Annotated in this window: 20 protein-coding genes; 15 read left to right on the top strand and 5 right to left on the bottom strand. The window is 72.9% G+C overall.

All coding sequences use genetic code 11. The annotated features are described in order from the left end of the window. Positions 1 to 4: 4 nt before the first annotated feature. The 6 genes from QN157_01330 (at position 5) to QN157_01305 (ending at position 7,474) form a co-directional block, all read left to right on the top strand. Positions 5 to 2,356 carry an aerobic carbon-monoxide dehydrogenase large subunit gene (locus QN157_01330; GenBank protein MDR7554226.1) on the top strand — a complete coding sequence of 784 codons (2,352 nt, stop codon included), beginning with the start codon at positions 5 to 7 and terminating at the stop codon, positions 2,354 to 2,356. A 64-nt stretch (positions 2,357 to 2,420) separates the two neighbouring features. Then, complete coding sequence (locus QN157_01325) at positions 2,421 to 3,515, top strand: XdhC family protein (GenBank protein ID MDR7554225.1); 1,095 nt, start codon at positions 2,421 to 2,423, stop codon at positions 3,513 to 3,515. Between the two features lie 152 nt (positions 3,516 to 3,667). After that, on the top strand, positions 3,668 to 4,618 hold the full coding sequence (locus QN157_01320; protein MDR7554224.1) for a MoxR family ATPase: 951 nt from the start codon (positions 3,668 to 3,670) through the stop codon (positions 4,616 to 4,618). Further along, complete coding sequence (locus tag QN157_01315; GenBank protein MDR7554223.1) at positions 4,564 to 5,754, top strand: VWA domain-containing protein; 1,191 nt, start codon at positions 4,564 to 4,566, stop codon at positions 5,752 to 5,754. Before QN157_01320 ends, QN157_01315 begins: the two co-directional genes overlap by 55 nt. Further along, a complete protein-coding gene (locus tag QN157_01310) occupies positions 5,751 to 6,875 on the top strand; it encodes an XdhC family protein (GenBank protein MDR7554222.1) in 1,125 nt (374 codons plus the stop codon). Before QN157_01315 ends, QN157_01310 begins: the two co-directional genes overlap by 4 nt. Then, complete coding sequence (locus QN157_01305; GenBank protein ID MDR7554221.1) at positions 6,872 to 7,474, top strand: nucleotidyltransferase family protein; 603 nt, start codon at positions 6,872 to 6,874, stop codon at positions 7,472 to 7,474. The genes QN157_01310 and QN157_01305 overlap by 4 nt, the downstream gene beginning before the upstream one ends. On the opposite strand, the gene QN157_01300 is transcribed toward QN157_01305, so the two are convergent. The 5 genes from QN157_01300 to QN157_01280 all read right to left on the bottom strand — a co-directional run bounded on the left by QN157_01300 (position 7,448) and on the right by QN157_01280 (position 13,813). Beyond that, positions 7,448 to 8,113, bottom strand: a complete 666-nt coding sequence (locus QN157_01300) for a GNAT family N-acetyltransferase (protein ID MDR7554220.1) — start codon at positions 8,111 to 8,113, stop codon at positions 7,448 to 7,450. The two genes, QN157_01305 and QN157_01300, sit on opposite strands and share 27 nt — an antisense overlap. Positions 8,114 to 8,386: 273 nt before the next feature. Continuing rightward, positions 8,387 to 8,929 carry a CBS domain-containing protein gene (locus QN157_01295; GenBank protein MDR7554219.1) on the bottom strand — a complete coding sequence of 181 codons (543 nt, stop codon included), beginning with the start codon at positions 8,927 to 8,929 and terminating at the stop codon, positions 8,387 to 8,389. 30 nt (positions 8,930 to 8,959) lie between these two features. Next, positions 8,960 to 9,973: a GntR family transcriptional regulator gene (locus QN157_01290; GenBank protein MDR7554218.1), complete on the bottom strand. Its 1,014-nt coding sequence runs from the start codon at positions 9,971 to 9,973 to the stop codon at positions 8,960 to 8,962. Between the two features lie 74 nt (positions 9,974 to 10,047). Next, entirely contained in the window at positions 10,048 to 11,943 is a 1,896-nt protein-coding gene (locus tag QN157_01285; GenBank protein MDR7554217.1) for a phosphodiester glycosidase family protein, read from the bottom strand. 691 nt (positions 11,944 to 12,634) lie between these two features. Next, the gene (locus QN157_01280; protein MDR7554216.1) at positions 12,635 to 13,813 is read right to left on the bottom strand and encodes an acyl-CoA dehydrogenase family protein; all 1,179 of its coding nucleotides are present in this window, start codon (positions 13,811 to 13,813) and stop codon (positions 12,635 to 12,637) included. Positions 13,814 to 13,950: 137 nt separating this feature from the next. Here QN157_01280 and QN157_01275 point away from each other — a divergent pair, with 137 nt between their 5' ends. The 9 genes from QN157_01275 to QN157_01235 all read left to right on the top strand — a co-directional run bounded on the left by QN157_01275 (position 13,951) and on the right by QN157_01235 (position 25,197). Further along, positions 13,951 to 14,811 (top strand): sugar phosphate isomerase/epimerase, encoded by an 861-nt coding sequence (locus QN157_01275; GenBank protein ID MDR7554215.1) that lies wholly within the window; start codon positions 13,951 to 13,953, stop codon positions 14,809 to 14,811. Next, entirely contained in the window at positions 14,808 to 15,794 is a 987-nt protein-coding gene (locus tag QN157_01270; GenBank protein ID MDR7554214.1) for a Gfo/Idh/MocA family oxidoreductase, read from the top strand. Before QN157_01275 ends, QN157_01270 begins: the two co-directional genes overlap by 4 nt. After that, positions 15,791 to 16,603, top strand: coding sequence for an HAD family hydrolase (locus QN157_01265; protein MDR7554213.1), 813 nt, complete (start codon positions 15,791 to 15,793; stop codon positions 16,601 to 16,603). The genes QN157_01270 and QN157_01265 overlap by 4 nt, the downstream gene beginning before the upstream one ends. Positions 16,604 to 16,720: 117 nt before the next feature. Beyond that, the gene (locus QN157_01260) at positions 16,721 to 17,752 is read left to right on the top strand and encodes an ABC transporter substrate-binding protein (GenBank protein MDR7554212.1); all 1,032 of its coding nucleotides are present in this window, start codon (positions 16,721 to 16,723) and stop codon (positions 17,750 to 17,752) included. A gap of 135 nt (positions 17,753 to 17,887) precedes the next feature. Further along, positions 17,888 to 19,513, top strand: coding sequence for an iron ABC transporter permease (locus QN157_01255; GenBank protein ID MDR7554211.1), 1,626 nt, complete (start codon positions 17,888 to 17,890; stop codon positions 19,511 to 19,513). An 8-nt stretch (positions 19,514 to 19,521) separates the two neighbouring features. Beyond that, entirely contained in the window at positions 19,522 to 20,601 is a 1,080-nt protein-coding gene (locus tag QN157_01250; GenBank protein ID MDR7554210.1) for an ABC transporter ATP-binding protein, read from the top strand. Between the two features lie 216 nt (positions 20,602 to 20,817). After that, positions 20,818 to 21,837 carry an ABC transporter substrate-binding protein gene (locus QN157_01245; GenBank protein MDR7554209.1) on the top strand — a complete coding sequence of 340 codons (1,020 nt, stop codon included), beginning with the start codon at positions 20,818 to 20,820 and terminating at the stop codon, positions 21,835 to 21,837. A gap of 19 nt (positions 21,838 to 21,856) precedes the next feature. Next, positions 21,857 to 24,082 (top strand): iron ABC transporter permease, encoded by a 2,226-nt coding sequence (locus QN157_01240; GenBank protein ID MDR7554208.1) that lies wholly within the window; start codon positions 21,857 to 21,859, stop codon positions 24,080 to 24,082. Positions 24,083 to 24,108: 26 nt separating this feature from the next. Then, positions 24,109 to 25,197: an ABC transporter ATP-binding protein gene (locus QN157_01235; protein ID MDR7554207.1), complete on the top strand. Its 1,089-nt coding sequence runs from the start codon at positions 24,109 to 24,111 to the stop codon at positions 25,195 to 25,197. The last annotated feature ends 96 nt before the right edge of the window (positions 25,198 to 25,293 follow it).

Here is a 25,293-nt window from a genome sequence, read left to right as displayed (position 1 = left end):
GACCATGGCCACCCAGGCGCACGGCATGGGGCATGCGGTCAAGCGCAAGGAGGACGCCCGTTTCCTGCGCGGCAAGGGCACGTACATCGACGACATCACGCTGCCGGGCATGCTCTACCTGGACATCGTCCGCAGCCCGTACGCCCACGCCCGCATCACCGCCATCCACACCGAGAAGGCCCTGGCCATTCCGGGCGTGCTGGCGGTCATCATGGGCCGGGATCTCGACCGGTACGGCCTGGCCTGGATGCCAACCCTGATGAGCGACCGGCAGATGGTCCTGCCCATCGACACGGTCCTCTACCAGGCCCAGGAGGTGGCCGCCGTCGTGGCCACCGACCGGTACACCGCGGCCGACGGCGTCGCGGCGGTCGAGGTCGACTACGAGCCGCTGCCGGCCGTCGTCGACCCGCGGGCGGCGCTGCGGCCCGATGCGCCGGTCCTGCGCCAGGACCGCGCCCAGAAGACCAACCACATCTGGCACTGGGAGGTGGGCGACCGGGAGGCCACCGACCGGGCGTTCCGCGAGGCCGAGGTCACGGTGGCCCAGGACCTGTACATCCCGCGCATCCACGTGTCGTCCATCGAGACCTGCGGCTGCATCGCCCGGTGGGACCCCGTGGAGGGCAAGCTGACGCTGTGGATGACCACGCAGGCCCCGCACGCCATCCGGACCGTGGTGGCGCTGGTGGCCGGGCACCTGGGGCTGGCCGAGCACAAGATCCGCGTGATCGCTCCCGACATCGGCGGCGGTTTTGGCGGCAAGGTCCCGGTCTACCCTGGCTACGTGCTGGCGGTGGCGGCCTCGGTGCTGACCGGCCGGCCCGTGAAGTGGATCGAGGACCGCATGGAGAACCTGCAGGCCGACTCCTTCGCCCGCGACTACCACATCACCGCCGAGCTGGCGGCCACCAAGGACGGCCGGCTGCAGGCGCTGCGGGTGAAGACCATCGCCGACCACGGCGCCTTCGACGCGGCAGCCAACCCGTCCAAGTTCCCCGCCGGGCTGTTCTCCATCTGCACCGGGTCCTACGATTTCCGCACGGCCTTCGCCGAGGTCGACGGCGTCTACACCAACAAGCCGCCGGGCGGGATCGCCTACCGCTGCTCGTTCCGCGTCACCGAGGCCTCCTACACCATCGAGCGCATGGTGGACATCCTGGCCCACGAGCTGGGCATCGACCCCGCCGAGTTCCGCCTGCGGAACTTCATCCGGCTCGACCAGTTCCCGTACCGGTCGGCGCTGGGCTGGACCTACGACAGCGGCAACTACGAGGCGGCGCTGCGGAAGGCCATGGAGCGCATCGGGTACTGGGACCTGCGCCGCGAGCAGGCCGAGCGGCGGCGCCGCGGCGAGCTCATGGGGATCGGCATCTCCAGCTTCACCGAGATCGTCGGGGCCGGCCCCTCCCATACCTTCGACATCCTGGGCCTGAAGATGTTCGACAGCGCCGAGATCCGCATCCACCCCACGGGCAAGGTCGTGGCGCGCTTTGGCACCAAGTCCCAGGGGCAGGGGCACGAGACCACCTACGCGCAGATCATCGCCCACGAGCTGGGGATCCCCGAAGACGACATCGTCGTCGAGGAGGGCGACACCGACACCGCGCCCTACGGGCTCGGCACCTACGCCAGCCGGAGCACACCGACCGCGGGGGCGGCAGGGGCCGTGGCGGCCCGCAAGATCCTGGACAAGGCGCGGAAGATCGCCGCCTACCTGTTGGAGGCGCGCGAGGACGACCTGGTGTGGGAGCGGGGCCGGTTCCACGTGAAGGGCTCGCCCGAGCGCGCCAAGACCATCCAGGAGATCGCCTTCGCGGCGTACACCAACCACCCGCCGGGGCTGGAAGCGGGGCTGGAGGCCGTGGCCTACTACGATCCGCCGAACCTCACGTTCCCCTTCGGCAGCTACATCTGCGTCGTCGACATCGACAAGGGCACGGGCGAGGTCAAGATCCGCCGGTTCGTGGCCGTCGACGACTGCGGCAACATCATCAACCCCATGATCGTCGAAGGGCAGATCCACGGCGGGCTCACCATGGGCCTGGCGCCGGCGCTGTACGAGGAGATCACCTACGACGAGCACGGCAACATGCTCGGGGGCAGCTTCATGGACTACCTGCTGCCCACCGCGGTGGAGACGCCGCGGTGGGAGACCGACAAGACGGTGACGCCCTCGCCCCACCACCCGCTGGGTGCCAAGGGCGTGGGCGAGTCGGCGACGGTGGGCGCGCCGGCGGCCATCGCCAACGCGGTGATCGACGCGCTGTGGCACCTGGGCGTGCGGCACATCGACATCCCCATCACGCCGTGGAAGGTGTGGAAGGTGCTGCGCGAGCGGGGGGTGACCGAGTAGGTGCGGGCGCGGCTGCGGCCGCGGGCCGGCCTCCGCGCCGCCGGCGATCGGGGTGGCGGGAGCCATGGATGACGTCCTCGACCGCGCGCAGGCGCTCCGGGCGCAGGGGGTGCCGTTCGTGCTGGCCACGGTGGTGCGGGTCGCGCGTCCCGCATCGGCGCGGGCCGGCATGAAGGCGATCCTCACCGCCGATGGGACACTGGACGGCTGGGTCGGCGGCAGCTGTGCCCACGGCGCGGTGGTGCGGGAAGGGTTGCGAGCGCTGCGCGCCGGGCAGCCGCGCTTGCTGCGCCTGCTCCCCACCGCGGTGCCCGCGGAGGACGAGGGGGTGGTCGAGCAGCCGATGCCCTGTCACAGCGGCGGTGCGCTGGAGATCTATCTCGAGCCGGTGCTGCCGGCGCCGCGCCTCGTCGTGGTGGGCGATGCCCCGCTGGCCGATGCGCTGGCGCACCTGGGGGCGCTGGCCGGATTCGCCGTGGTGCGCGCGGGCGCAGCGGAGGCCGGGCCGGAGGGGCCGCGTGCGGCCCTGGCCGCCCCGCAGATGGCCGGCGCGTACGTGGTCGTGGCCACCATGGGCCAGTACGACGAGGACGCGCTCGCGCACGTGCTGCAGGCCGCCCCGGCCTACGTGGGGCTGGTGGCCAGCCGGACGCGGGCGGCGGCGGTGCGGGCCGAGCTGGCACGGCGGGGCGTCGACGACGTACGGTTGCGCGCTGTCAAGGCGCCCGCCGGCCTCGACATCGGCGCGCGGACCCCCGAGGAGATCGCCGTCAGCATCGTCGCCGAGCTCGTCCAGGTCCGACGGGCGGCGGCGACGCCGGCGGCGGCGCCGGAGATGGTCGCCCCGGCCGTCGGTACGCCAGCAACGCCGGGTGTGCGCGCCGAGGCCGAGGGGCCACACGCGCCTGCACCGCACGCGCGGCCTGAGGCTGCGCGCGCGCCCGACGTGGCGAGCGGCGCCCTGGCAGCCGGCGCGCTGGACGCTGGTGCGCACGTCCCTGCCGGCGGCGAGGCGGTCGATCCGGTGTGCGGCATGACCGTGGCGCGCGCAGCCGCCCTTGTGGCGGAGTACGGCGGTCACCAGTACTACTTTTGCTGCGCGCACTGCCGGCAGGCGTTCCTCCGCGAGCCTGCGCGCTACGCGGCGGTGACGACGTAGGCGTCTTGGGGGAAGGCCGCCGACCACCACCGCGGGCGCCGCGGGGTGGACGTCTCGGTGACGAGCCGCTATGATACGCAGTGGGATGGCGCGGCCATCCCTCTTCGTTTGTTTGTGTGGGACCGCCATCATCGGCAAAGACGGAGTGATCGATGCATTCCGAGATCAAGCGCATCCAGGAGCTGCTGGCCGGCCAGGGCTACGTCGCCGACCGCGCCATCGCCACCAGCGTCTACCTCTCCATCGCCCTGCGCAAGCCGCTGCTCATCGAGGGCGCGGCGGGCGTGGGCAAGACCGAGGTCGCCAAGGTCATGGCCCGGTCGCTGGGCACCGACCTGATCCGGCTCCAGTGCTACGAGGGGCTGGACGCCACCACCGCCCTCTACGAGTGGAACTACCAGCGCCAGCTCCTCCACATCCGGTTGTCGGAGAACAGCGACCGCACCATCGAGGAACGCGAGGCCGAGATCTTCAGCGAACCGTTCCTGCTGAAGCGCCCGTTGCTGGACGCCATCACCCGTGACGTGGCGCCCGTGCTGCTGGTCGACGAGATCGACCGGGCGGACATCGAGTTCGAGGCGTTCCTGCTGGAGGTGCTGTCCGACTTCCAGGTGACGATCCCCGAGATCGGCACCATTCGCGCCAGCGCCACGCCCTACGTGGTGCTGACCAGCAACCGCACCCGGGAACTCGGCGACGCCCTGCGCCGTCGCTGCCTGTACCTGTGGATCGACTACCCCAGCTTCGAGAAGGAGCTGGAGATCGTCCGGCGCAAGGTGCCCGACGTCGACACCCGGCTGGCCGAGCAGATCGCGGCGTTCATGCAGCTGGTGCGGCGCGTCAAGCTCGAGAAGACGCCCGGGGTGGCCGAGACGCTGGACTGGACCGCGGCCCTGCTCGCGCTGCACCGCGAGCACCTCGACCGCGACACCGTGGAGGAGACCCTGGGGGTGCTGTTCAAGCACCAGGACGACGCCGCGTTGATCCGCACCCAGTGGCTGGACCGTCTGCTGGACGGGGTCGCCACGCTGGAGAGGGACGGACGCCCGTGGACCCAGGAGCGTATCGCGCAGGTCGCGCAGCGGCTGGAGGCCCGGCGGTAGCCCACGCCCGCTGGGCGAACCTGGCCGCCAACGTGGTGGGCTTCTGCCGGCTGCTGCGGGCCCGTGGGCTGGCGGTGGGCCCGCAGGAAGCGGCCGACGCCCTCCGGGCGCTGGTCAGCGTGGACGTCGGCGACCGGCGCGAGGTCTACCTGGCGCTGCGGGCGGTGCTCGCCTCGGGGCAGGACGCCCAGCAGATCTTCGACGAGGCGTTCTGGCAGTACTGGGGCCCGCGCCCGGAGCCCGACCTGCTGCCGGCCCCCGCGCAGGAGGGTACCCTGGTGCTGGACGCTCGGCAGGCCCTCGACCGCGTCCTGCTCGAGTGGCAGGACGCCACAGAGGCCGAGGACGACGGCGAGGGCGAGCGCCTGCCCGCCTACAGCCCCGTCGAGGCCCTCACGCGCAAGGACTTCAGCACGTTCACCCCCGACGAGCTCAACGAGATGGCGCGGATCGTGGCGGCCATCGCCCGGCGGGTGGCCACGCGGTTGTCACGGCGCACGCGCCGCAGCGCCCGGGGACACCTGGTCGACCTGCGCCGCACCATGCGGCACAGCCTGCGCCGCGGCGGCGAGATCCTGGAGATCCTGCGGCGCGAACGCAAGGTGCAGAAGAGCCGTATCGTGCTGCTGTGCGACGTGAGCGGCTCGATGGACCTCTACAGCCGCTTCCTGATCCAGTTCGTCTACGCCCTGCAGCACGCCACCGGCCGCGTCGAGACCTTCGTGTTCAGCACGAGCCTCAGCCGCATCACCGGCCAGCTGGCCCACGAGGACCTGCGGGCCGCCCTCGACGCGGTGGCGCGTCAGGTGCCGGACTGGTCCGGGGGCACGAAGATCGGCCGGAGCCTGCGGGACTTCCTGGACCACTACGGCGCCCTGCTCGACCGGCGCACGGTGGTCATCATCATCAGCGACGGGTGGGACACGGGCGACGTGGACGTGCTCGAGGCCGCCATGGACGAGCTCCACCGCCGGGCCGCCAAGGTGATCTGGCTCAACCCGCTGCTGGCGAGCCCGGGGTACGAGCCGATCTGCCAGGGGATGCGGGTGGCGCTGCCCTACGTGGACGTGTTCGCGCCGGCGCACAACCTGGAGAGCCTGCGCCGGCTGGAGCGGTACCTGGGGACGAGGCGATGAAGGAGCTACAGGAGATCCTTGCGGCAGTGGACGACGCCCGGGCGCGGGGCGAGGCGACCGCGCTGGCCACCATCGTCGGCGTGCGCGGGTCCACCTACCGGCGTGCGGGCGCGCGCCTGCTGACCACGGCCACCGGCCGGCAGGTGGGCAACATCAGCGGCGGGTGCCTGGAAGGCGACGTGGCCGTGGTCGCCGAGGAGGTCCTGGCGAGCGGCGTGCCGCGCCTGGTGACCTACGACCTGACCGCCGACGACGACATGGTCTGGGGGCTGGGGCTGGGCTGCAACGGCGCCATCGACGTCTTCGTGGAGCCGACGGCCCCAGACGACGTCCTGTGGGAGGCGGTGCGCGCGGCGCTGGCCGCCGACGAGCCGGTCGTGGTCGTGACGGTGGTGGAGGGGACGCCGGCCCTCCCCGCGGGTCGGCGCCTGGTGGTCTGGGCCGATGGCCGCACCGGAGGCGGGCTGGGCGATCCCGCGCTGGAGGCCGAGGCCACGCGGTGGGCCGAGGCGGCGCGGGCCGAGCTGCGCACCGAGGTCCGGCAGGCGCAGGCCGGCGGCGCGCCGGTGCGGCTCTTCGTCGAGGTGCTGCACCCGCCGCTGCGCCTGGTGGTCTGTGGCGCGGGGCACGACGCGATCCCGGTGGTGCGGTTTGCGGCGCAGCTGGGGTGGCGGGTCCTGGTCGTCGACCGTCGCGAGGTGTTCCTCACCCCCGAGCGGTTCCCCGGCGCTGCGGGGTTCGTGAAGACCGAGTTTCCGGAGGCCGGCCAGGCGGTGCCCACGGACCCGCACACCTACGTGCTGATCATGACCCACAACTACATGCACGACCGCGACCTGCTGCGCGCGTTCCTGCCCACGCCCGTGGCCTACCTGGGGATGCTCGGCCCCCGTGCCCGCACCGAGAAGATCCTGGCCGACCTGGCGCGGGAGGGCGTGACGCTCGACGACGCGCAGCGCGCGCGCATCTACGGGCCGGTCGGCCTGGACATCGGCAGCGAGACACCCGACGAGATCGCCATCGCCGCCATCGGCGAGATCCTGGCCGTGGCCCGCCGACGCCGGGCCGGGTTCCTGCGCGACCGGCGGGCGCCCATTCACGCGTCCGTCCCGGCCGGATGACCGACCGCCAGCCCGGGCCGGCCGCCGTGGTGCTGGCCGCGGGGGCCAGCACGCGCATGGGGCGCCCGAAGCTCGCCCTGCCCGTGGGCGGCGTGCCGATGCTGCGGCGTGTCGCCGAGGCCGCGGCAGCCTCGCGCTGCGGCGAGGTGGTGGTCGTGCTGGGCGGCGCCCACGCGGCGGCCTACCGGCCGCTGCTGGACGGGCTCCCGGTGCGCGTGGTCGAGAACCCCGATCCTGGCGAGGGCATGGGCTCGTCGATCCGTGTCGGCGTGGCGGCGATCTCTCCCGAGGCCACCGGGGTGGTGATCCTGCTCGCCGACCAGCCCCTGGTCACGGCCGCCATCATCGACCAGCTGGTCGAGACCGCGGTTGCGGGCGGCCACCGCATCGTGGCTTCGGCGTACCGTGGCGTCGTCGGTCCGCCCGCGTACTTCGACCGGGCCCTCTTCCTCGAACTCCTCACCCTGGAGGGCGATCGCGGCGCGCGCAGCGTCATCGAGCGGTACCCTCAGCAGGGGGTGGCCCTGCCGCTGCCGGAGGAGGCGGCAGTCGACGTCGACGTGCCCGAGGACCTACCCGCCACCGGTGCGGAGCCTTGAGTGGGACGTGGCACGACTCTCCCCACGTGGTGTAGCAGGCCCCCCGAGCGCGGCACGCGATCCCCAGCTGTACCGGACGATGCGCCGCTGTGGGGTCGGCCGCGCGACCTCCACGAAGCCCGTGCGGAGGAAGGTCGACAGGAGCCCCATGTACGCGGCGCCTGGCCCACCGGCCGGAGCACGCACGTGGGGGTACGCTTCCAGCGCGGTCCCACCCTGCGCCCGCACGTACGCGATGGCGCCCTGCAGGAGCTGCTCGACCACCCCGAGGCCGCGCCAGGTCTTGGCCACGTAGAGACACACCACCGACCACACCGGCTCGTCGTCGACCCGCCGAAGCGTCGGCGAGCGTTCGAGCGCCGGATAGCGCTCGCGGGGGGCGACCGAGCACCAACCGACCGGCGTGCCACCTACGAACGCCACGACGCCGATGGGGGTTCCGGACACCACCAGACGCCGCAACGCCAGCCGCCGTCCTCGAGGGCCCAGACGCTGGAACTCGTCCCGGCTCGTCCGCCACCACATGCACCAGCACCCTCGCGGCAGGCCTCGCTCGGCTCGGAACAGCGCCTCGAGCGCTCTCCACGTGCCCTGCGTGACGGGGCGCACCTCCACCTGCAGGCCGTCGCCCATTCGCATTCGCGCCTCCCGTCGTCGCACCCGCGCGTGCCGTGCCCGCGGACGTGCATGGAGCGGGGAGCTGGCTCGCCTGTCGCCAGACTCCCGGGCCTTCACCGGACCGCCCGCGCGAGGACGGAGGCGGTGGCGCGCGCTACGCCCCAGACCCCCACGAGGGTTCGTCTTGCACGTCCACCGTCCGATGGCAGCGAGCCCTGCGCCTGCTCAGCACGGCGCACGCGTCGCCTGACGTCCGCGTCCTGGAGGTCCTGGGACAGACGCTGCTTGGCGAGCTCACCCAGCAACCACGAGCTGTGCAGCATGACCCCCTCCTCCACCTGTGGTCTGTACGGCCTGTCTCGATTCCTCCGCGCCGGCGAGCCTCGCAGCACGCGTCAACAGCACCTCCAGCACGGCGGTCCACAGCAGCACGCCCACGGGCATGCCGCCGGACACCACGGGGACCACCGGCGCGCCCGCCCTGGTCATGCGCCGCGCCGCCTCCTCGACCGGGCACTCCGGCGAGACCGCGGCACCGGGCCGGACTGCCCGCGCCACCGTCAACCCGGCCAGGACCGCGTGGAGCTCGTGGCGGTCGAGCGTGGACGCTTCCGACGGTGTCAGGCGGAGGAGGTCCCGCTCGTGCACAAGGCCCGCGAACTGTCCATCCTGCATGACGGGCAGCGCGGGAAGGCCCGCGTCCCGCATGAGCCGCAACGCCATGGCCACGGACGTGGTCGGCAGCACCACCGGTGCCGCTGCGACCCACGGCCCGACAGGCCCGACGCTCGCTCCGCCCGACGTCTCCACCGACTTCCCGTCCATCTCGCCACTCATGTGCGCTCCACCTCCCATCAGGCTCGTCGCTCACGCGCCCCGTTGCCCCGTCCGTGGCTGCACGGATGGGTCCATCAACCGCGCCCGCACCATCTCAAGGCTCGCGCGGTCCAGCTCCATCTGGTACGTGCGGAGCCGCACATGCTCGCCCACCAACCGCCGGGCCACCGGGTAGGCCGCGGTCGACACGTACACCTCGTCTGCCTCGTTCAGTGCCCGACGGAACCGCTCGGGGTCGTCCACGCCCACGGCGGCCATGCTCACGTGCCGGACCCCCGCGTGCACCACCAGCGTGCGCACTCTGGCAGCGCGCTCGCGGTCCAGGCAGCAGATGGCCACCCGCGTACCCGCAGGCATCTGGCCCAGGGCCCGCAAGAACCGGATCTCCAGCCCGGCCCCGATCCCCACCACCTGCGCGGCACGGCCCACAACGTGCTGCACCTCTTCGAAGTGGAAGAACGTGGTCGCCACGGTCCCCACCGCGGCCGCGCGCTGGCGGAACCCTGCGGGATCCGCCCGGACGTCGTTGAGGTGCACGCCCTCCACGGTCACGCCGAGCTCCCGGGTCAGCGTGCGGCCATGCTGCTCGATCTCGGGGACGTTGCACTCGACGAACAGCACTCGCCGCCAGGACCGCTGGGCCTCGTGCATGCGTGCTCGGGCCGCCGCGGCCTCCGCGAACTCCGCCGGCGTGAAACCCATCTCCACGGCCCTCGCCAGCGCCTGCTCCACCACGTCCCGCAGGGCCACACGTTGCACCGCCGCCCGCGTGGTCTCGCTGTCCGCCACGAAGGTGCCCGCGCCCCGTCGCGAGGTCAGGTAGCCTTCCTCCTGGAGGGCCGCGTACACCGCGGCCACCGTGTTCCGGTGGACCCGCAGGTGATCGGCGAGTTCCTGCACGGTGGGCAACCGGTCGCCGGGCCGCAACTCCCCCAGGGCCACCAGCCACCGGAGTTGCTCTGCCAGCTGGGCGTGGATCGGCTCCGGCAAGCGGTTGTCCACCGCCAGGGGAATGCGCGTGGGGCTCGATTTGCCTTTTATCATGATTGTTTATGATAATAGCATAGAAGAGCGACGCGTGCAAGAGGCAAGTGGCAGCTGTTTGTGGACTGTTCCCGCTACGGCTGCTCCTGGGGTGTCGGGGGCATCACCAGGAGCACGTCACCGACCGGCCGCTCTCCCGTCCCGTCCGCCGGCAGGTTGACGACCACGCCGCGCACGACCAGGGTGGACGACCCTCCGCCGTCCAGGTTGAGGGCGTCGGTGACGCCCAGCAGGCGGAGCATGGCCGCCAGTTCGGGGAGCGTCATGCCCAGGCTGTGGTAGGGCTGCCGCCCGCCCACCACCACCAGGAGCACGCGGCCGTCCTCGAGCCGGCCCAGGGCGGTGCGCGGGTGGCGGCGATCGGTGAACGACGCGCGGAAGCCCTCGCCGCCCGCATACTGCCCGGCGGCCAGCAGCCGCGGGCCGCCGCCGAGGACGTGCCGGACGCCATCCCACCGCGGATCGCCGGACCCGGGGACCAGCCGCATGCGCAGCGTCACGCGGTCGCCCGGCCGCAGCGCCGCCAGCGCCGCCCGCATGCGGCCGTGGCCGGAGAGCACGAAGCCGTGCCGCGGGATCGCCGTGTTGCCCCGGCCGTCGACCACCTGCTCGACCACGTCGCCCACCACGACGGCTTCCGCCCCAAATGGGTTGGTGCGGGTGGAGGCACCGAACACCGGACGGTAGACGATCAACTCGTCCGCGCCGCGCGGGCGGTTGACGCCGGCGACGGGCAGGTGCGCGCCGTGCACCTCGACCGCGGCATCGAAGCCCATGGTGTCGAAGAGCAGCTGGCCGTCGTCGGTGATGCCCACGCAGGTGCGGCCGGGCATCGGCTCGCTGACGACCTCGCCGTCGACGACCAGGCATCCGAGCGGGTCGCCCGTGGCCGCGTGGAAGAACCCACCGTTGACCGCCGCAAGGGCGCCGGCGCGTCGTGCGGCCTCGCTGACCAGGCCGCGTCCCAGGCTCCCCCCCAGGGCCAGCGCCGGCCGCAGCGTGACGCCGCTGGCCGGCTCCACCACCAGCATACCCGTCCAGAACGGGCCGGCCAGGGCGTCGTAGTCCTGGACCGTGAGGACCACCTGGCCGGTGACCCCGTCCGGTTCCAGGCGCCCCCGGAGCGCCTCGGCCTCCTCGCGGGTTCGAAACTGTCCCACGCGCACCCGGAAGACCTCGTCCACCGCCTCCACGTCGGCCGGATACCCGCGGGCGCGCAGCGTGGCGGCCAGCCGGCGCGCGCGCTCTTCGTCGAGGAAGGCCCCGACCTGCACCCGCCAGACGGGCATCACGCGCAGCGCCCCGCGTTTCTCGAGGATCAACGTGACGCCCTGGCCGAGGGTGGTCACGAAGCGCAGACGCATGCCGCGCTCGACGGCCTGCAGGTACGCCCACAGCAGGCTGGCAGCCTCGGCGCGCGTGGCGGGCTCGTCCGGGCGCAGACGGTCGGCGGGGGGCTCGCGCAGCAGCGGCGGCTCGCTGAGCGCGGCCACCGCGATCGCCCCGCGCACCGTCGGTGGCAGCCCGTCGACGTCCACGTACGGCAGCGGCGCGTGCACCATGTACGCCGCCTCGAAGGTGTGCCCGAGGGCGCGGACGAGGTAGACGATGGCATCGGCGCGTGTGAGGGGCTCGTCGGGGCGGAACAGGCCGCCGGGGGCCACGATGCCCACGGCGGCCGCGCTCTCCAGCGCCGCCGCAACCTCGTGGCCGGGCGGCACGTCGGCGAAGCTCGACGCGCCCGGGCGCAGCGGGGGAAGGCCCCGCGCCGCCACCAACCAGACGACGTACTGCGCGCGCGTCACGGGGCGGTCGGGGTGGAAGCGGCGGTCGGCGTCCAGCCCGACCACGCCACGCCGCACGAGGTCGAGGATCCGCGCCGCGGCCCAGTGGCCGTCCAGATCCGCGGCGGCGGTCTGCGCCGGCGCCGAGGCAGCGGTCACCGCGACCGCTATCAGCGCGAGCAGCACGGCCCGTGCCGGCGCGTGCGCGGCGGGTACCCCGGTCCGCCGCGCACGCGCGTTCCCGTCCGCGTACGGCGGGTTGAAGACCGGGGTGCGCGGCGGATGGCTACCCCGCGCGTCCCCGTCCGCGCGGGGCGGGCGCGTACAACTCGACCCCAGTCCACGCGGCCTGCCGCGCGTCCCTGACCGCGCGGGGTGGGCGGTGTGCACCGTGACATCGTGGGCCGACTGCGGCATGCGGGGGAGTTCTGCCGGCCGGGTGGCGTGCTCCTGCTCCGGCACCCCCGGGCCGTGGTGGGAGTCCGAGCCGGCACGTCATCGAAGAATTGTGCTGCCCGCAGCAGGAGATTCTATATATGGTAGCGAACGGACAGACGACGGCAAGGACTCAGCCGTCCATCTTCCAGGAGAAGGAGGCGAGGGACGGTGGCGAAGAAGGCGAAGAAGGCCGCCAAGAAGAAGGGCAAGTAACAGCCCTGCGCTTGCCCTCGAAGAGGCGGCGGGAGTCCCCGCCGTCTTTTCGTTCGTGGTCGAGGACGTACCTCAAGGCGCGAGCGCGGCGCCCGCCGCCGCAAGGTCGACGCGCCACGCAGGCCACCTGCGCCCGCGGGAACCCAGAAGCGCGAACGGCGGGTCGCCGCTGTGAGCCCGCTGGCCGCCCCTACCGCGGCGCGATCGCTCCGCCGGGACGCTGCGCCTACGCGAAGGCGTCGAACCCGGTGATGTCCCGCCCCAGGATCAGCGTGTGGATGTCGTACGTGCCCTCGTAGGTGTCGACGGTCTCCAGGTTGGCCGCGTGGCGCATGGCGTGGTACTCCAGGGTGATGCCGGACGCCCCGAGGATCGCCCGGGCCGCGCGGGCGATCTGCAGGGCGGCGCGCACGTTGTTGCGCTTGGCCAGGGAGACGTGCGTGTACTGCATCTTGCCCTGGTCCTTGAGCTGGCCCAGGCGGTAGGCCAGCCACTGCGCCTTGGTGATCTCCTGGAGCATGTCGACGAGCCGTTCCTGGATCAGCTGGCGCGCGGCGATGGGCCTGCCGAACGCGACACGGGTCTTGGCGTAGTCCAGGGCTTCCTCGAAGCAGGCGATGGCCGCCCCGATGGCGCCCCAGGCGATCCCGTAGCGCGCCTGGGTCAGGCAGCTCAGCGGGCCGCGGAGCCCCCGCGCGCCGGGCAGCACGGCGGTGTCGTCCACCCGCACGCCGTCGAGCACCAGCTCGGCGGTATCGGAGGCGCGCATGCTCGCCTTGGTCTTCACCTCGTGCGCCGAGAAGCCGGGCGTGCCGCGCTCGACCAGGAAGCCGCGGATCTCGTCGTCGTCGTCCTTGGCCCAGATCACCGCCACGTCGGCCAGGGTCCCGTTGGTGATCCACATCTTGGTGCCGGACAGTTCCCAGCCGCCGGGGCGACGCCGCGCCCGGGTCTGCATCGTCGCAGGATCGGACCCGGCCGAGTGCTCGGTCAGCCCGAAGCAGCCCACCACCTCGCCGCGGGCCAGCCGGGGCAGCCAGCGGCGCTTCTGCTCCTCGCTGCCATAGGTGTAGATGGGGTACATGACCAGGGCGCCCTGCACCGAGGCGAACGACCGCAGGCCCGAGTCGCCGCGCTCGAGCTCCTGGAGGATGAGCCCGTAGGCGATGTTGTTCACGCCCGCGGCACCGTACTCGGCCGGCAGGTTGGCGCCCAGCACGCCCAGGGCGCCCAGGGCGGGGATGAGGTGCCGCGGGAACTCACCGCGCAACCACCACCCGCCGATGTGCGGCAACACCTCGCGGTCGACGAAGCGGCGCACGGTGTCGCGCACGAGCCGCTCGTCGTCGGTCAGCACGTCGTCGAGCCGGTAGTAGTCGGTGGGGCGCACCGCGAGTTCGCGCACGGGAAACCTCCTGGTGTGGCTCTCGCCTCGATTCTAGGCGAGGGCCCGGGCGATGGCGAGAGGGGCAGGGCCGATGGCGCACGCGGCCAGGGCTGCTGCGGGAGGGAACCCGCGCCGCGCCGGGGAAGCCATCGAACGTGCAGGCCCCACCACCCTCGTTTGGCCTCAACGGCGCCACCACGGGTCCCGCCGACGTCACCACCGACCTGCGGGTGGCCGCGGCCGCGGGCTACCAGTGGGTCGAGGTGCGCGACGCCAAGCTCGACGCCTACCTGGCTACGGGCCGTCCGCTGGCCGACCTGCGCGCCCTGGCGCGCCAGGTCGGGGTGCGGGTGCTCAGCGTGAACGCCCTCGAGGACGCCACGCTGCACACCGGCCGCGCGCTCGAGGCGCGACGCGCGCGGATGGCGCTGCTGTGCCAGTGGGCCGCCGCCCTCGAGGCGCCGTTCGTGGTGGTGGTGCCAAGCCCGCTGCCCGCGAGCGGGCTGCCCGAGACGCGGGTGCGCTCCCTGACCGTCGCGGCCCTGCGGGCCTACGCCACCGTCGCCCATGCCCATGGCGTCCAGGTCGGGTTCGAGTTCCTGGGTTTCCCCACGTGTTCGGTCAGCACGCTGCGGGCGGCGCGCACGGTGCTGGCCGAGCTGGACGACCCGCGCGTGGGCCTGGTCATCGACGCGTTCCACTTCTACGTGGGGGGCTCGCGCCTGGAGGACCTGGACGGCCTGCGGGGCCACGAGGTGTTCATCGTGCACCTCGACGACGCCCCGGACGACGAGCCCTCCCGGCTGACCGATGCCGCGCGGCTGCTGCCGGGCGACGGCGTCCTTCCCCTGCAGCCGCTCGTCGCGCGCCTCCAGGCGCTGGGCTATCGGGGCGCGTACTCGCTGGAGCTGTTCCGCCCCGAGTACTGGCAGTGGGAGCCCGAGGCCCTGGCGCGCCGCGGGCTGGACGCCATGCGGGCGCTGGTTGCGCCGGGCGAGGGCGGGAGCGTGGCGTGAGCGCCCGTATCGGGATCCTGGGGGCCGGGTTCATCGGGCGCATCCACGCCCACAACCTGGCCCGCGATCCGCGGGTCGAGCTCGTGGGGGTGGCAGACGTGGCGCCGGGCGCGGCGTCGCGGCTGGCGGGCGAGGTGGGAACGCGCGCCCTGGCCAGCCTGGACCAGCTGCTCGATGCCGGCGTGGACGCCGTGTACGTGTGCACGCCCAACGCCCACCACGTCGAGCCCGTGGTGGCCGCGCTGGCGGCCGGGGTGCACGTCTTCTCGGAGAAGCCCATGGCGACGTCGCTGGACGGCGCCATGCGGGTGCGCGAGGCGGCCCGCCGGGCGCGGGGCGCGTACCAGATCGGGTTCAACCGCCGCTTCGCCAACGTCTACCGCTTCGCCAAGGCACGCATCGACGACGGGCGCATCGTCCCGCGCCTGGCCCAGATGAAGCACAACCGCGGGGAGCTGGTGCAGCCACCGTGGACCGGTGACCCGGCGGTGACCGGCGGCTACCTGTACGAGACGCCGGTGCACCTGTTCGACATGGGACGCTTCCTCTTCGGCGAGGTGGCCACCGTCGCCGGACACGCCCGCCAGAGCGTCTACCGCGAGCCCGACGGGTTCGTGCTGCTCTTCACCTTCGCCAGCGGGGTGGTGGCGTCGGTGACCAGCGTCGCCCACGCGTCGTGGCTGTTCCCCTATGAGCGCGTGGAGATCTACGGCGACCACTGCACGGTGGTGACCGAGGAGCTGGAGCGGGCCGCGTTCTCGCCGGCGATGCGCGGTCAGGTGGAGGCCATCGACTGCTTCCAGATGCCGTTCGAGGAAAAGTGGGGCTACGTGGAGGAGGACCGGCTGTTCGTCGGCACCGTGCTGGGTGAGCATCCGCCGGCGGTGACCGCCGACGACGGCTACCGGGCCACCGAGCTGGTCGAAGCCGTCTACCGCGCGGTCCGCACCGGGGCACCCGTGCAGCTGCCGCTTGGTCCATGAGCTACCGCCTGCTCGTCGCCGACATCGACGGGACGCTGGTGACCACGGCGCGGGAGATCCCCGCGCCGGTGCGTGAGGCCGTGCGGGCCGCCCAGGCGCGGGGCGTCCGTGTCCTGCTGGCCACCGGCCGCATCTGGCGCTCGGCCCGGCGGTTCGTCGAGGACCTGGGCGCGGACCCACCGGCGATCCTGGTCAACGGCGCCCTCGTCTACGACTTCGTCGCCGACCGGATCTGGTTTCGGGCGCTGCTGCCCCGGGCGCAGGCCCAGGCGGTGCTCGAGGTGCTGGCCCGCTTCCCACAGGTGGCGCCCCACGTGTACGTGGACGACCGCGTCTACGTCGATGCCGTCACCCCCCGCACCGTGGCCTACCAGCAGAAGGACGGGCTGGACGTCGACGCCGTGGGCGACCTGCTGCAGTGGCTCCAGGCCGATCCCATGAAGATCCTCGTCATCGGCGATCCGCCGGCCCTGGAGGCCGTCGCGCGGGAGCTCGATGCGCTGCGGGCCCCCATCAACTACGTCTTCTCCGAGCGCCACTACCTGGAGGTGTTGCCCCCACGGGTGAACAAGGGCGTCGCCCTCCAGATCGTGGCCGAGCGGTTGGGCGTGCGGGCGCAGGAGATCGTGGCCGTGGGCGACAACCTCAACGACCTGGCGATGATCCAGTACGCCGGGCTGGGCGTGGCGATGGCGCACGCGCCCGAGGTGCTGCGCCGCGAGGCGGACTACGTGGCGCCCGGCAACGACGAGCACGGGTTGCGGGAGGTGATCGAACGCTTCATCCTGACGTCGACGGCTGCGGGGTGAGCCGGGGCGCTGTGTTGGGGGCAGGCGGCGGCCGCCGGTCTGCACACCGCCGTCCTGAGCACGCAGCGGCGTGCACCGGTGGTGTACGCACGCCTGAGACGAGAAGGGGGGAGAGCGATGCCACGGTGGATGGTGGTCGTCCTGCTCGGAGGCCTGCTGGGCGGTGTGCTGGCAGCGCCGCCAGGCGTGACCCATGCGCAGGGTGGGAAGATCGTGGTCTACTCGGCCCTGCCCGACCTCGAGACGACCCTGGTGAACCGGGAGTTCACGCGGCGCACGGGCATCCAGGTCGAAGCGTTGAGCGTGGCCGCTGCGGGCACGCTGGTGGCGCGGATCCAGGCGGAGCGCGCCCGGCCCCGCGCGGACGTGTTCGTGGGCGGCTCGGCGGACTTCCACGCGCCGCTGGCGCAGGAGGGCCTGCTGCTGGCCTACCGGTCGCCGGTCTTCGCCGAGGCCCGGATCAGCCCGGCCTACCGCGACCCCCAGGGGTTCTGGCACGGCTGGTACCTGGGGGCCCTGGGGATCATCCTCAACACCGACCGGTTCGAGGGCGAGCTCGCGCCGCGCCGTGTGGCGAAGCCCGCGACGTGGGACGACCTCGTGCGGCCGGAGTTCCGCCGGCTGTTCATCATGCCGAGCCCCCTGACGACCGGTGGCGGCTACATCTTCGTGGCGGCGCAGATCTTCCGCCTGGGGGAGGACCGCGCCTGGGCCTACCTGCGCCAGCTCCATGCCAATGTCGCGCAGTACACGCCCACCGCGCCGGGCACGATCACGCTGCTGGCGCGCGGCGAGGGCATCGTCGGCATGATGTGGGCCCACGAGGGGATCGGCGCGCGGCTGGCCAACCAGCAGCCGCTGGAGACGATCGTGCCGCCCGATACGGCGTTCGAGATCGGCGCGGTGTCCATCATCAAGGGCGGGCCCAACCCCGAGGGCGCCAAAGCCTACGTGGACTTCCTGCTGACCCGCACGCCCCAGGACATCAACGCCAAGTACGGCTTCCGGTACGCCGTGCGGGGCGACGTCCCGGTGCCCACGGGGGCCACGCCGTTCGAACGGCTGCGGTTCGTGCGCTACGACCGGCAGTGGGCCATCGACAACATGGCGCGCATCCGCGAGCGCTGGCAGCGGGAGTTCGGCCGATAAGGCGGTCGGTGACCTGCGCGCCGGGCCGGCGGCCGGTGCGCGTGGGCCCGCGGGCGTCGTGTGCGCAGCGGGTCCCGGCCCACCTGACGACCGTCGCGCGGTGAGTGGTCGCGGGGGGTAGGCCGGATGGCTGTGATGCCGATACTGCGCGGGCGTCGCGCCGCCGTCGATCCCTGGGTGGTGGCGGCGTTCGCTGCAGCGGCCGCCGTCCTGGGCCTGTTCGTCGTCTACCCGACGCTGCGGGTGCTGGTCTACCCCTCGCTGGCCGACTACCTGCAGATCCCCCAGCAGTCCCGCTGGTTGCAGGCTGCGCGCGGGAGCCTGGTCATGATGGTGCTCTCCACGGTCACGGCCACGGTCGTGGGTGCTATCTTCGCGTTCGCCCTCAGCCGGCCCGATGTGCCCGGCACCCGGCTCTTCCGCCTGGTGGCGCCGTTGCCGCTGTTCGCGCCGCCGTTCATGGTGGCGTTCGCCTACATCCTGATGTTCGGCCGGCAGGGGCTGATCACCAAGACGTTGCTGGGCCTGGACGCCAACATCTTCGGCTGGCACGGGCTGTGGCTGGTGCAGACGGTGGCGTTCTTCCCGCTGGCGATGCTGATCATCCTCGGCGCCCTGGAGACCGTGAACCCCAGCCTGGAGCACGCGGCCCGCAACCTGGGTGCCGACGAGTGGGCGGTGGTGCGCACGATCTCGCTGGCGCTGGCGCGTCCGGGCATCGCCGGCGCCATGCTGGTGGTGGCCATCTCGGTGCTGGCGGACTTCGGCAACGCCGTGGTGATCGCCGGTGCCTTCCCGCTGCTGGCCACCGAGGCGTGGTTCCGGATGGAGGGGCTGGCCGACCTGCGGGGGGCCGCCCTGGTGGTGGCCATGCTGCTGGTCCCCACGGTGGTCCTGTTCTTCCTGGAACGGTACTGGGTGGGCCGCCGCGCCTACGTCACGGTGACGGGGCGCGGCGGACGCATCGAACGGCCGCCGACACACCCGGTGCTGCGCTGGACGGCAGCGGGGGTGTGCACCGCGGTGAGCGTGCTGGTGCTGCTGGTCTACCTGGGCGTCGTCGCCGGCGGGCTCACCGCGGTCTGGGGCCGCGACTGGACGCTGACGACGGCGCACTGGCGGCTGGCGGGCGACCGGGTGGGCGCGCTGGTGACGTCGGTGAAGATCGGCGCGCTGGCCGGCCTCGTCACGGGCGTGGTGAGCGTGGTGGTCGCCTTCCTGGCCTCCCGCGACCTGCCGGGCCGCCGGGTGCTCGACTTCCTGGCCGTGTTGCCGGGCGCCCTGCCCGGCGTCTTCGTCGGCGTGGGCTTCGTGCTCGCCTTCAACGCGCCGCCGCTGGAACTGGCCGGCACGCCGTGGATCCTGGCGCTGGCCCTGGCGTTCTGGCACCTGCCCATGGGCTACCAGGCCGCTGCCGCCACGCTGACCCAGATCGAACGCGCCATCGAGGAGGCGGCCACCAACCTGGGCGCGCCGGGGCTGCGCGTGCTCTGGGACATCTACCTGCCGCTGTTGCGCCGTGCCTTCGTGGGGGCGTTCACGGTGTCGTTCGTCCGGGCCGTGACCAACGTGAGCATCGTGATCTTCCTGGTCACCCCGGGCAACGTCGTGGCCACCTTCGTGATCCTCAACATGATCAGCAACAACCACTGGGGGCCGGCAGCGGCGCTGACGACGATGCTGCTGCTCCTGACGGGCGCCGCGGTGGCCCTGGCCGGCGCCGTGCTCGGCCGGGCGGTACGGGGGCTGCCGGTGGGGTAGCCGCGGCGATGCAGGTGCACCTCCGGCTCGAGCGGGTGACCAAACGCCTGGGGACCACGCTGGCGGTGGACGACGTGTCGCTGGAGGTGCCGGAGGGCAGCTTCACCACGCTGCTCGGGCCCTCGGGCTGCGGCAAGACCACCACGCTGCGCATCGTCGCGGGGTTCTACCGTCCGGACGCTGGCGAGGTCTACCTGCGCGGCGCCCGCATCACCGACGTCCCGGCGCACCGTCGGCAGATGGCCATGGTGTTCCAGGAGTACGCGCTCTTCCCGCACATGACCGTCGCCGAGAACGTCGGCTACGGGCTGCGGATGCGCCGGGTCAGCCCTGGCGAGCTCACCCGGCGCGTGACGGCGGCCCTGGACCTCGTGGGCCTGGCCGGGCTCGCCAGCAAGTTCCCCCTGCAGCTGTCGGGCGGCCAGCAGCAGCGCGTGGCCCTGGCCCGCGCCCTGGTCGTGGAACCGGAGGTGCTACTGCTCGACGAGCCGCTGTCGAACCTGGATGCCAAGCTGCGGGTGCGCGTGCGGACCGAGATCCGCGCGCTCCAGCAGGCGCTGGGGAAGACCACGATCTACGTCACGCACGACCAGGAGGAGGCGCTGTCGATCTCGGACCGGATCGCCGTGATGCACCAGGGCCGCATCGTACAGCTGGGCACGCCGCGCGAGATCTACTACCGTCCCCGCGACCGGTTCGTGGCCGACTTCGTCGGCCTGGCGAACTTCGTCACGGTGGAGGTCGTGGCACCGGGGCGTGTGCGTCTGGACGACCAGGAGTTCGCGGTGCCGGGCGCGACCGGGGTGGGCCGCGCCACCCTGGTGGTGCGGCCCGAGACGATCACGCTCTTCCCGCAGCCGCCCGGCGCGGGCGCGGAGGCGGTGCGGCCGGTGCTGCGGGGTCGCGTGCGGACCGCGGCCTTCCTGGGCGCCGTGGCGCGGTACTGGATCCAGGCGGCCGGCATGGAGTGGATCGTCGACCAGCCCGCGCCCGGCGAGCGCTGGTACGATGGCGAGGTCTACCTGGTGCTGGATCCGGAGCGGACCCACGTGCTGCCCGGCGACGGGCCGGAGCGGGCCGGCGGATGAGCCGGCGCGTGAGGTCGGCCGCCCGTGGGGACGGCGGGGTGCCGTGGTGCGGTAGCGCCCGGCGACGCCGCAGCCCGGAGATGTCGCGGCCCGGGAACGCAGCAGGAGGAAGCAGGCCACAGGCGGCGGAAGAGTCCGCCGGGAGCTGCGAGCAGGGGCGTATCCGCGGGACAGGGTGTCGACCCCGGTGGGATCCACTGCGAGGAGGTGGGCGGCGTGAGGCGGGTGACGATGCTGACGGTCGCGGCGGTGCTGGCCGTGCTGGGCGTGGCCCAGGCCGGGCCGGCCGCAGGCCGCGTGGTCGTGCTGTGCAGTCCGAACGTCGAGTGGTGCGATCTGCTCAAGCGCGAGTTCCCCCGGCAGACGGGCATCCAGCTGGACTTCGTGCGGCTGTCGTCGGGGGAGGCCCTGGCGCGCCTGCGCGCCGAGAAGGCCAACCCGGTCTTCGACGTGTGGTTCGGCGGCACCGGCGACCCGCACTTCGTGGCGGCCGAGGAAGGGCTGACCGAGTTCTACCGGCCGAAGGCGTGGGACGACATCCGGCCGCAGCTCAAGGAGGCCGTGGCCGGCAAGTACATCCCGCTTTACGCCGGCGTGCTGGGTTGGGCGGTGAACGGGCGGCTGCTGCGCGAGAAGAACATCCCCGAGCCGCGCACCTGGCAGGACCTGGCGGACCCCCGGCTGCGCGGGCTGGTGGCGTACCCGAACCCGAACACCTCGGGCACCGGGTACACGATGATCGCCACCATCGTGCAGATCTACGGGGAGGAGCGGGGGTTCGACCTCCTCAAGCGCATCCACCGCAACGTGACCGAGTACACGCGCGCCGGAGCGGCGCCCGGCGTGCTGGCCGGACGGGGCGAGGTCGCCGTCGGCGTGACGTTCGTGCACGACGCGGTGCTGCAGATCCTCAGCGGCTTCCCGGTGACCTACGGTGCCGCGCGCGATGGCACGGGGTACGAGATCGGCGGGCTGAGCCTGGTGAAGGGCGCGCCCAACCGTGCCAATGCGCTGGCGTTCATCGACTGGGCGTTGCAGCCCGAGGTGCAGGCGCTGGCCGCGGACGCCAAGTCGTACCAGCTGCCCTCCAACGCCAAGACCCCGGTGCCCAAGGTCGCGCCGCGGTTTCAGGACTTCAACGTGATCCGGTACGACTTCGTCAAGTTCGGCAAGGCCGCGGTCCGCGACGCGCTGGTGAACCGTTGGACCCGGGAGGTCTTCCCGCTGCCGAAGTAGCCGGCCGCGCCGTTCCGCAATGGCAACCCCTGCGATCGCCCGGGCCAGGCTGACGGGCATCCCATGGTCGCTGGCCGGCCTGGGGGTCGGCACGGCGCTCGCGGCGCTGGGCTTGCCCTGGGCGCGCGTCGGCCGCGACCTGCTGGCGTTCGCGCCCGGCTCGCTGGGCATCGAGGTGGCGGCCCGGCAGCCCGCGGCGGCGGCGGCGGTCACCGCCGCCGCCGCCGCGACAGCGCTGGCCGTGGCGCCGCTCCCCCTGTACCGCCGCGGCCGTCTGCTCGTGGCGGCCGCGCTCGTCGGGCTGCTGGCCGCCGCGTGGGCGGTGAGCAGCACGGGCGCTCCCCTGGGCCCGGGGGCGCTCGTGCTGCTGCTGGGTCTGCTCACCGTGCTCGGGGTCGGTCTGTCGTTGGGCGGCTACCTGCTGGCCGACGCCTTCGTGGCCACCTGCATCGTCTGGGCTGGCGCGTTCGTGGCCGCCTTCATCGTCTACCCGCTGGTCGCGGTCCTCCAGGGCGCGGTGGTCGTGAACGGCCGCTTCACGCTCGACGTCGTACGCGAGACGATCCGCTCGCCCGCCTTCCTCCTGATCAACAACCCGGCGACCCCGCTCGACGAGGGGCGGGCCGCGCTGCTGGCCGGCGCCGGCGCAGGGCTGCTCGCGGGGGCCGCCGCGCTGCTGACGCGGCGGCCGGTGCGGGCGGTGGGGCTGTGGGCCGGTGGTGGGGGAGCGGGCGTCGGGGTGCTGGTCGCCCTCCTCCTGGGGTTTGGCGCCGTGCGCAACAGCGTGTTGCTGGCGCTGGTGGTGGGCGGGCTGTCTACCGGCCTGGGGTTCCTGTTCGCGCTGCTGGCTGAGCGCTCGCGGCTCCCCACCCGGCGGCTGTTCGGGCCGATCTCGATCCTGCCGATCATCACGCCGCCGTTCGTCCTGGGCCTGGCGATCATCTACCTGTTCGGCCGGCGCGGGTACATCACCCACCACCTGCTCGGGCTGTCCACCACCGCGTTCGCGGGCATGATCGGCGTGACGCTGGCCCAGGTACTGGCCTACACGCCCATCGCGTTCCTCATCCTGCAGGGGGTCGTGCGCCAGATGGACGCCGCGCTGGAGGAGGCCGCCGAGACGCTGGGCGCCGACCGCTGGCACATCCTGCGCACCGTGGTCTGGCCCCTGGCCCGGCCCGGTGTGGCCAACGCCTTCCTGCTGGTGGCCATCGAGAGCCTGGCCGACTTCGGCAACCCGATCGTGGTGGGGGGCGGGCTGCCCTACCTGGCCACCGAGATCTTCTTCGCGGCCACCGGCCGCGGGGTACCCGAGGCCGCGGTGTTCGGGGTCGCGCTGCTGGCGCTCACGCTCAGCCTGTTCCTGGTGCAGCAGCGCTGGGTCGGCCGCCGGTCGTACGTGACGGTGACCGGGCGGCCCTCGGCGCAGGGCGCGGCCCGCCCCCTGCCGCCACTGCTGGACTACGCCGTGACGGCGGTCTTCGGCCTGTGGCTGGTGCTGATCGTGCTGCTGTACGGCTCGGTCTTCGTGGGCGCCGTGACCAAGCTGTGGGGCTTCGACTACACGTTCACCCTCGAGCACGTCCGGGGGCTGTCGCCCACGGGCTGGCATGTGTTCCGCACCACCGCGTGGTTGTCGGCAGTGGCCGCGGTGCCGTCCACGGTGGTGGGCTTCCTGATTGGCTACCTGGTCAGCCGCGTGCCCTTCCCTGGCCGCGAGGCCCTGGCGTTCGCCTCGATGCTGTCGTTCGCCACGCCGGGCACGGTCATGGGCATCGGCTACATCCTGGCGTTCAACACCGGCGTGCTGCTCTTCACCGGCACCGAGCTGATCATCGTCCTGGCCTTCGTCTTCCGCAACATGCCGGTGGCCCTGCGCGCCGGCGTTGCAGCCATCCTCCAGGTCGACCGCAGCCTGGAGGAGGCCTCGACGATGCTGCGGGCGGGGACGGCGACCACGCTGCGCCGCATCGTGGTCCCCCTGGTGCGCGGCGCGCTCCTGGCGGGGGCGATCTTCAGCTTCGTGCGAGCCATGACGGCCATCAGCCAGGTGATCTTCCTGATCACGCCGCGCACCAACCTAGCCACCACGCAGATCCTCTCCTACATCAACTACGGCACCTTCGGGCTGGGCGCGGCCCTCTCGGCGGTGCTGGTCGTGTTCATGGCCGCCGTGATCCTGGCCCTGTACCTGGCCACGCAGCGGTGGGGCGGTGGCCCCGCCCGCGAGCTGCCCGCCCTGTAGGCGCCGTGGCGCACGACGGTATGCCGATGCAGCAGCCCGCACCGCCCGCGCAGGCGCCCGCCGCCGCCCGGCGCGAGGCGACGCCCGTGCGGCTGGAGGGCGTGTCCAAGCGCTTTGGCAGCGTCGTCGCCGTCGACCGCATCTCGCTGGAGATTCCGGCCGGCGCGCTGGTGACGTTGCTGGGCCCCTCAGGGTGCGGCAAGACCACGACGCTGCGCATGATCGCGGGGCTCGAACGGCCCACCGAGGGGCGGATCTTCATCGGCGGCGAGGACGTCACTCCGCTGCCGGCGGCCCACCGCAGCGTGACCATGGTCTTCCAGGCCTACGCCCTGTTCCCGCACCTGACCGTCTACGAGAACGTCGCCTACGGCCTGCGGGTGCAGCGCAGGCCCGAGGACGAGGTGCGCCGGCGCGTGGCCGACGTGCTGGCGCTGGTGGGCTTGCCCGGCCTGGAGACGCGCTACCCCGGGCAGCTGTCGGGCGGCCAGCAGCAGCGCGTGGCCCTGGCCCGGGCGCTGGTGATGCAGCCGCGGGTGCTGCTGTTCGACGAACCGCTGTCGAACCTCGACGCCAAGCTGCGGCGGCGGGTGCGGGCCGACATCCGGCTGCTCCAGCAGCAGCTGGGCATCACCAGCGTCTACGTCACCCACGACCAGGCCGAAGCGCTGGCCATCTCCGACATCGTGGTGGTGATGAACCAGGGGCGCATCGAGCAGATCGGCAGGCCCGCCGACCTGTACCGCCGACCGGCGTCGCACTTCGTGGCCGACTTCATCGGGGAAGCCAACCTGTTGCCGGCGGTGGTGGAGGCCGACACCGTCCGGGTGGGCACGTACCGGTTCCCCTACCGGCAGGACGGGGTCGGCCCCGGACCGGCGACGCTGATGGTGCGTCCGGAGGCGATCCGCCTGCGCCCCGACGGGGACGGCCTCCCCGGCCGGATCCGCAGCGCGTTCTTCATGGGCGCGGTGGCCGACTACCTGGTGGACACCGAGGTGGGCGAGCTCAGCGTGGCCGATCCGGAGAGCGTCGATCGCCTCTACCCGCCTGGCGCCACCGTCCGGCTCCAGTTCTCCCCATCCGGGCTGTACCTGCTGCCACCCGGGACGTGACGGTGCGGGCGGTGCTGGCCGCCGGCGGCTGCGCCGGTGCGCGTACGCTTGCGTCGCCGGGAGGAGATCGCCACGGTCGGCCGCGGCGGCGGCCCG

It is taken from the genome of Armatimonadota bacterium (genome assembly GCA_031459855.1).
Lineage (GTDB): Bacteria > Sysuimicrobiota > Sysuimicrobiia > Sysuimicrobiales > Humicultoraceae > Fervidifonticultor > Fervidifonticultor primus.
The sequence above is the reverse complement of the archived record's forward strand: the minus strand, read 5'-3'. Positions and strand labels throughout refer to the sequence as shown.

What these genes read in the sequence shown, in the direction of transcription:
- QN157_01330 (MDR7554226.1), top strand. Translation starts at nt 5, where the DNA reads ATGGCCACCCAGGCGCACGGCATGGGGCATGCGGTCAAGCGCAAGGAG.
- QN157_01325 (MDR7554225.1), top strand. Translation starts at nt 2,421, where the DNA reads ATGGATGACGTCCTCGACCGCGCGCAGGCGCTCCGGGCGCAGGGGGTG.
- QN157_01320 (MDR7554224.1), top strand. Translation starts at nt 3,668, where the DNA reads ATGCATTCCGAGATCAAGCGCATCCAGGAGCTGCTGGCCGGCCAGGGC.
- QN157_01310 (MDR7554222.1), top strand. Translation starts at nt 5,751, where the DNA reads ATGAAGGAGCTACAGGAGATCCTTGCGGCAGTGGACGACGCCCGGGCG.
- QN157_01305 (MDR7554221.1), top strand. Translation starts at nt 6,872, where the DNA reads ATGACCGACCGCCAGCCCGGGCCGGCCGCCGTGGTGCTGGCCGCGGGG.
- QN157_01300 (MDR7554220.1), bottom strand. Translation starts at nt 8,113, where the DNA reads ATGCGAATGGGCGACGGCCTGCAGGTGGAGGTGCGCCCCGTCACGCAG.
- QN157_01295 (MDR7554219.1), bottom strand. Translation starts at nt 8,929, where the DNA reads ATGAGTGGCGAGATGGACGGGAAGTCGGTGGAGACGTCGGGCGGAGCG.
- QN157_01290 (MDR7554218.1), bottom strand. Translation starts at nt 9,973, where the DNA reads ATGATAAAAGGCAAATCGAGCCCCACGCGCATTCCCCTGGCGGTGGAC.
- QN157_01265 (MDR7554213.1), top strand. Translation starts at nt 15,791, where the DNA reads ATGAGCTACCGCCTGCTCGTCGCCGACATCGACGGGACGCTGGTGACC.
- QN157_01260 (MDR7554212.1), top strand. Translation starts at nt 16,721, where the DNA reads ATGCCACGGTGGATGGTGGTCGTCCTGCTCGGAGGCCTGCTGGGCGGT.
- QN157_01255 (MDR7554211.1), top strand. Translation starts at nt 17,888, where the DNA reads ATGCCGATACTGCGCGGGCGTCGCGCCGCCGTCGATCCCTGGGTGGTG.
- QN157_01250 (MDR7554210.1), top strand. Translation starts at nt 19,522, where the DNA reads ATGCAGGTGCACCTCCGGCTCGAGCGGGTGACCAAACGCCTGGGGACC.
- QN157_01240 (MDR7554208.1), top strand. Translation starts at nt 21,857, where the DNA reads ATGGCAACCCCTGCGATCGCCCGGGCCAGGCTGACGGGCATCCCATGG.
- QN157_01235 (MDR7554207.1), top strand. Translation starts at nt 24,109, where the DNA reads ATGCAGCAGCCCGCACCGCCCGCGCAGGCGCCCGCCGCCGCCCGGCGC.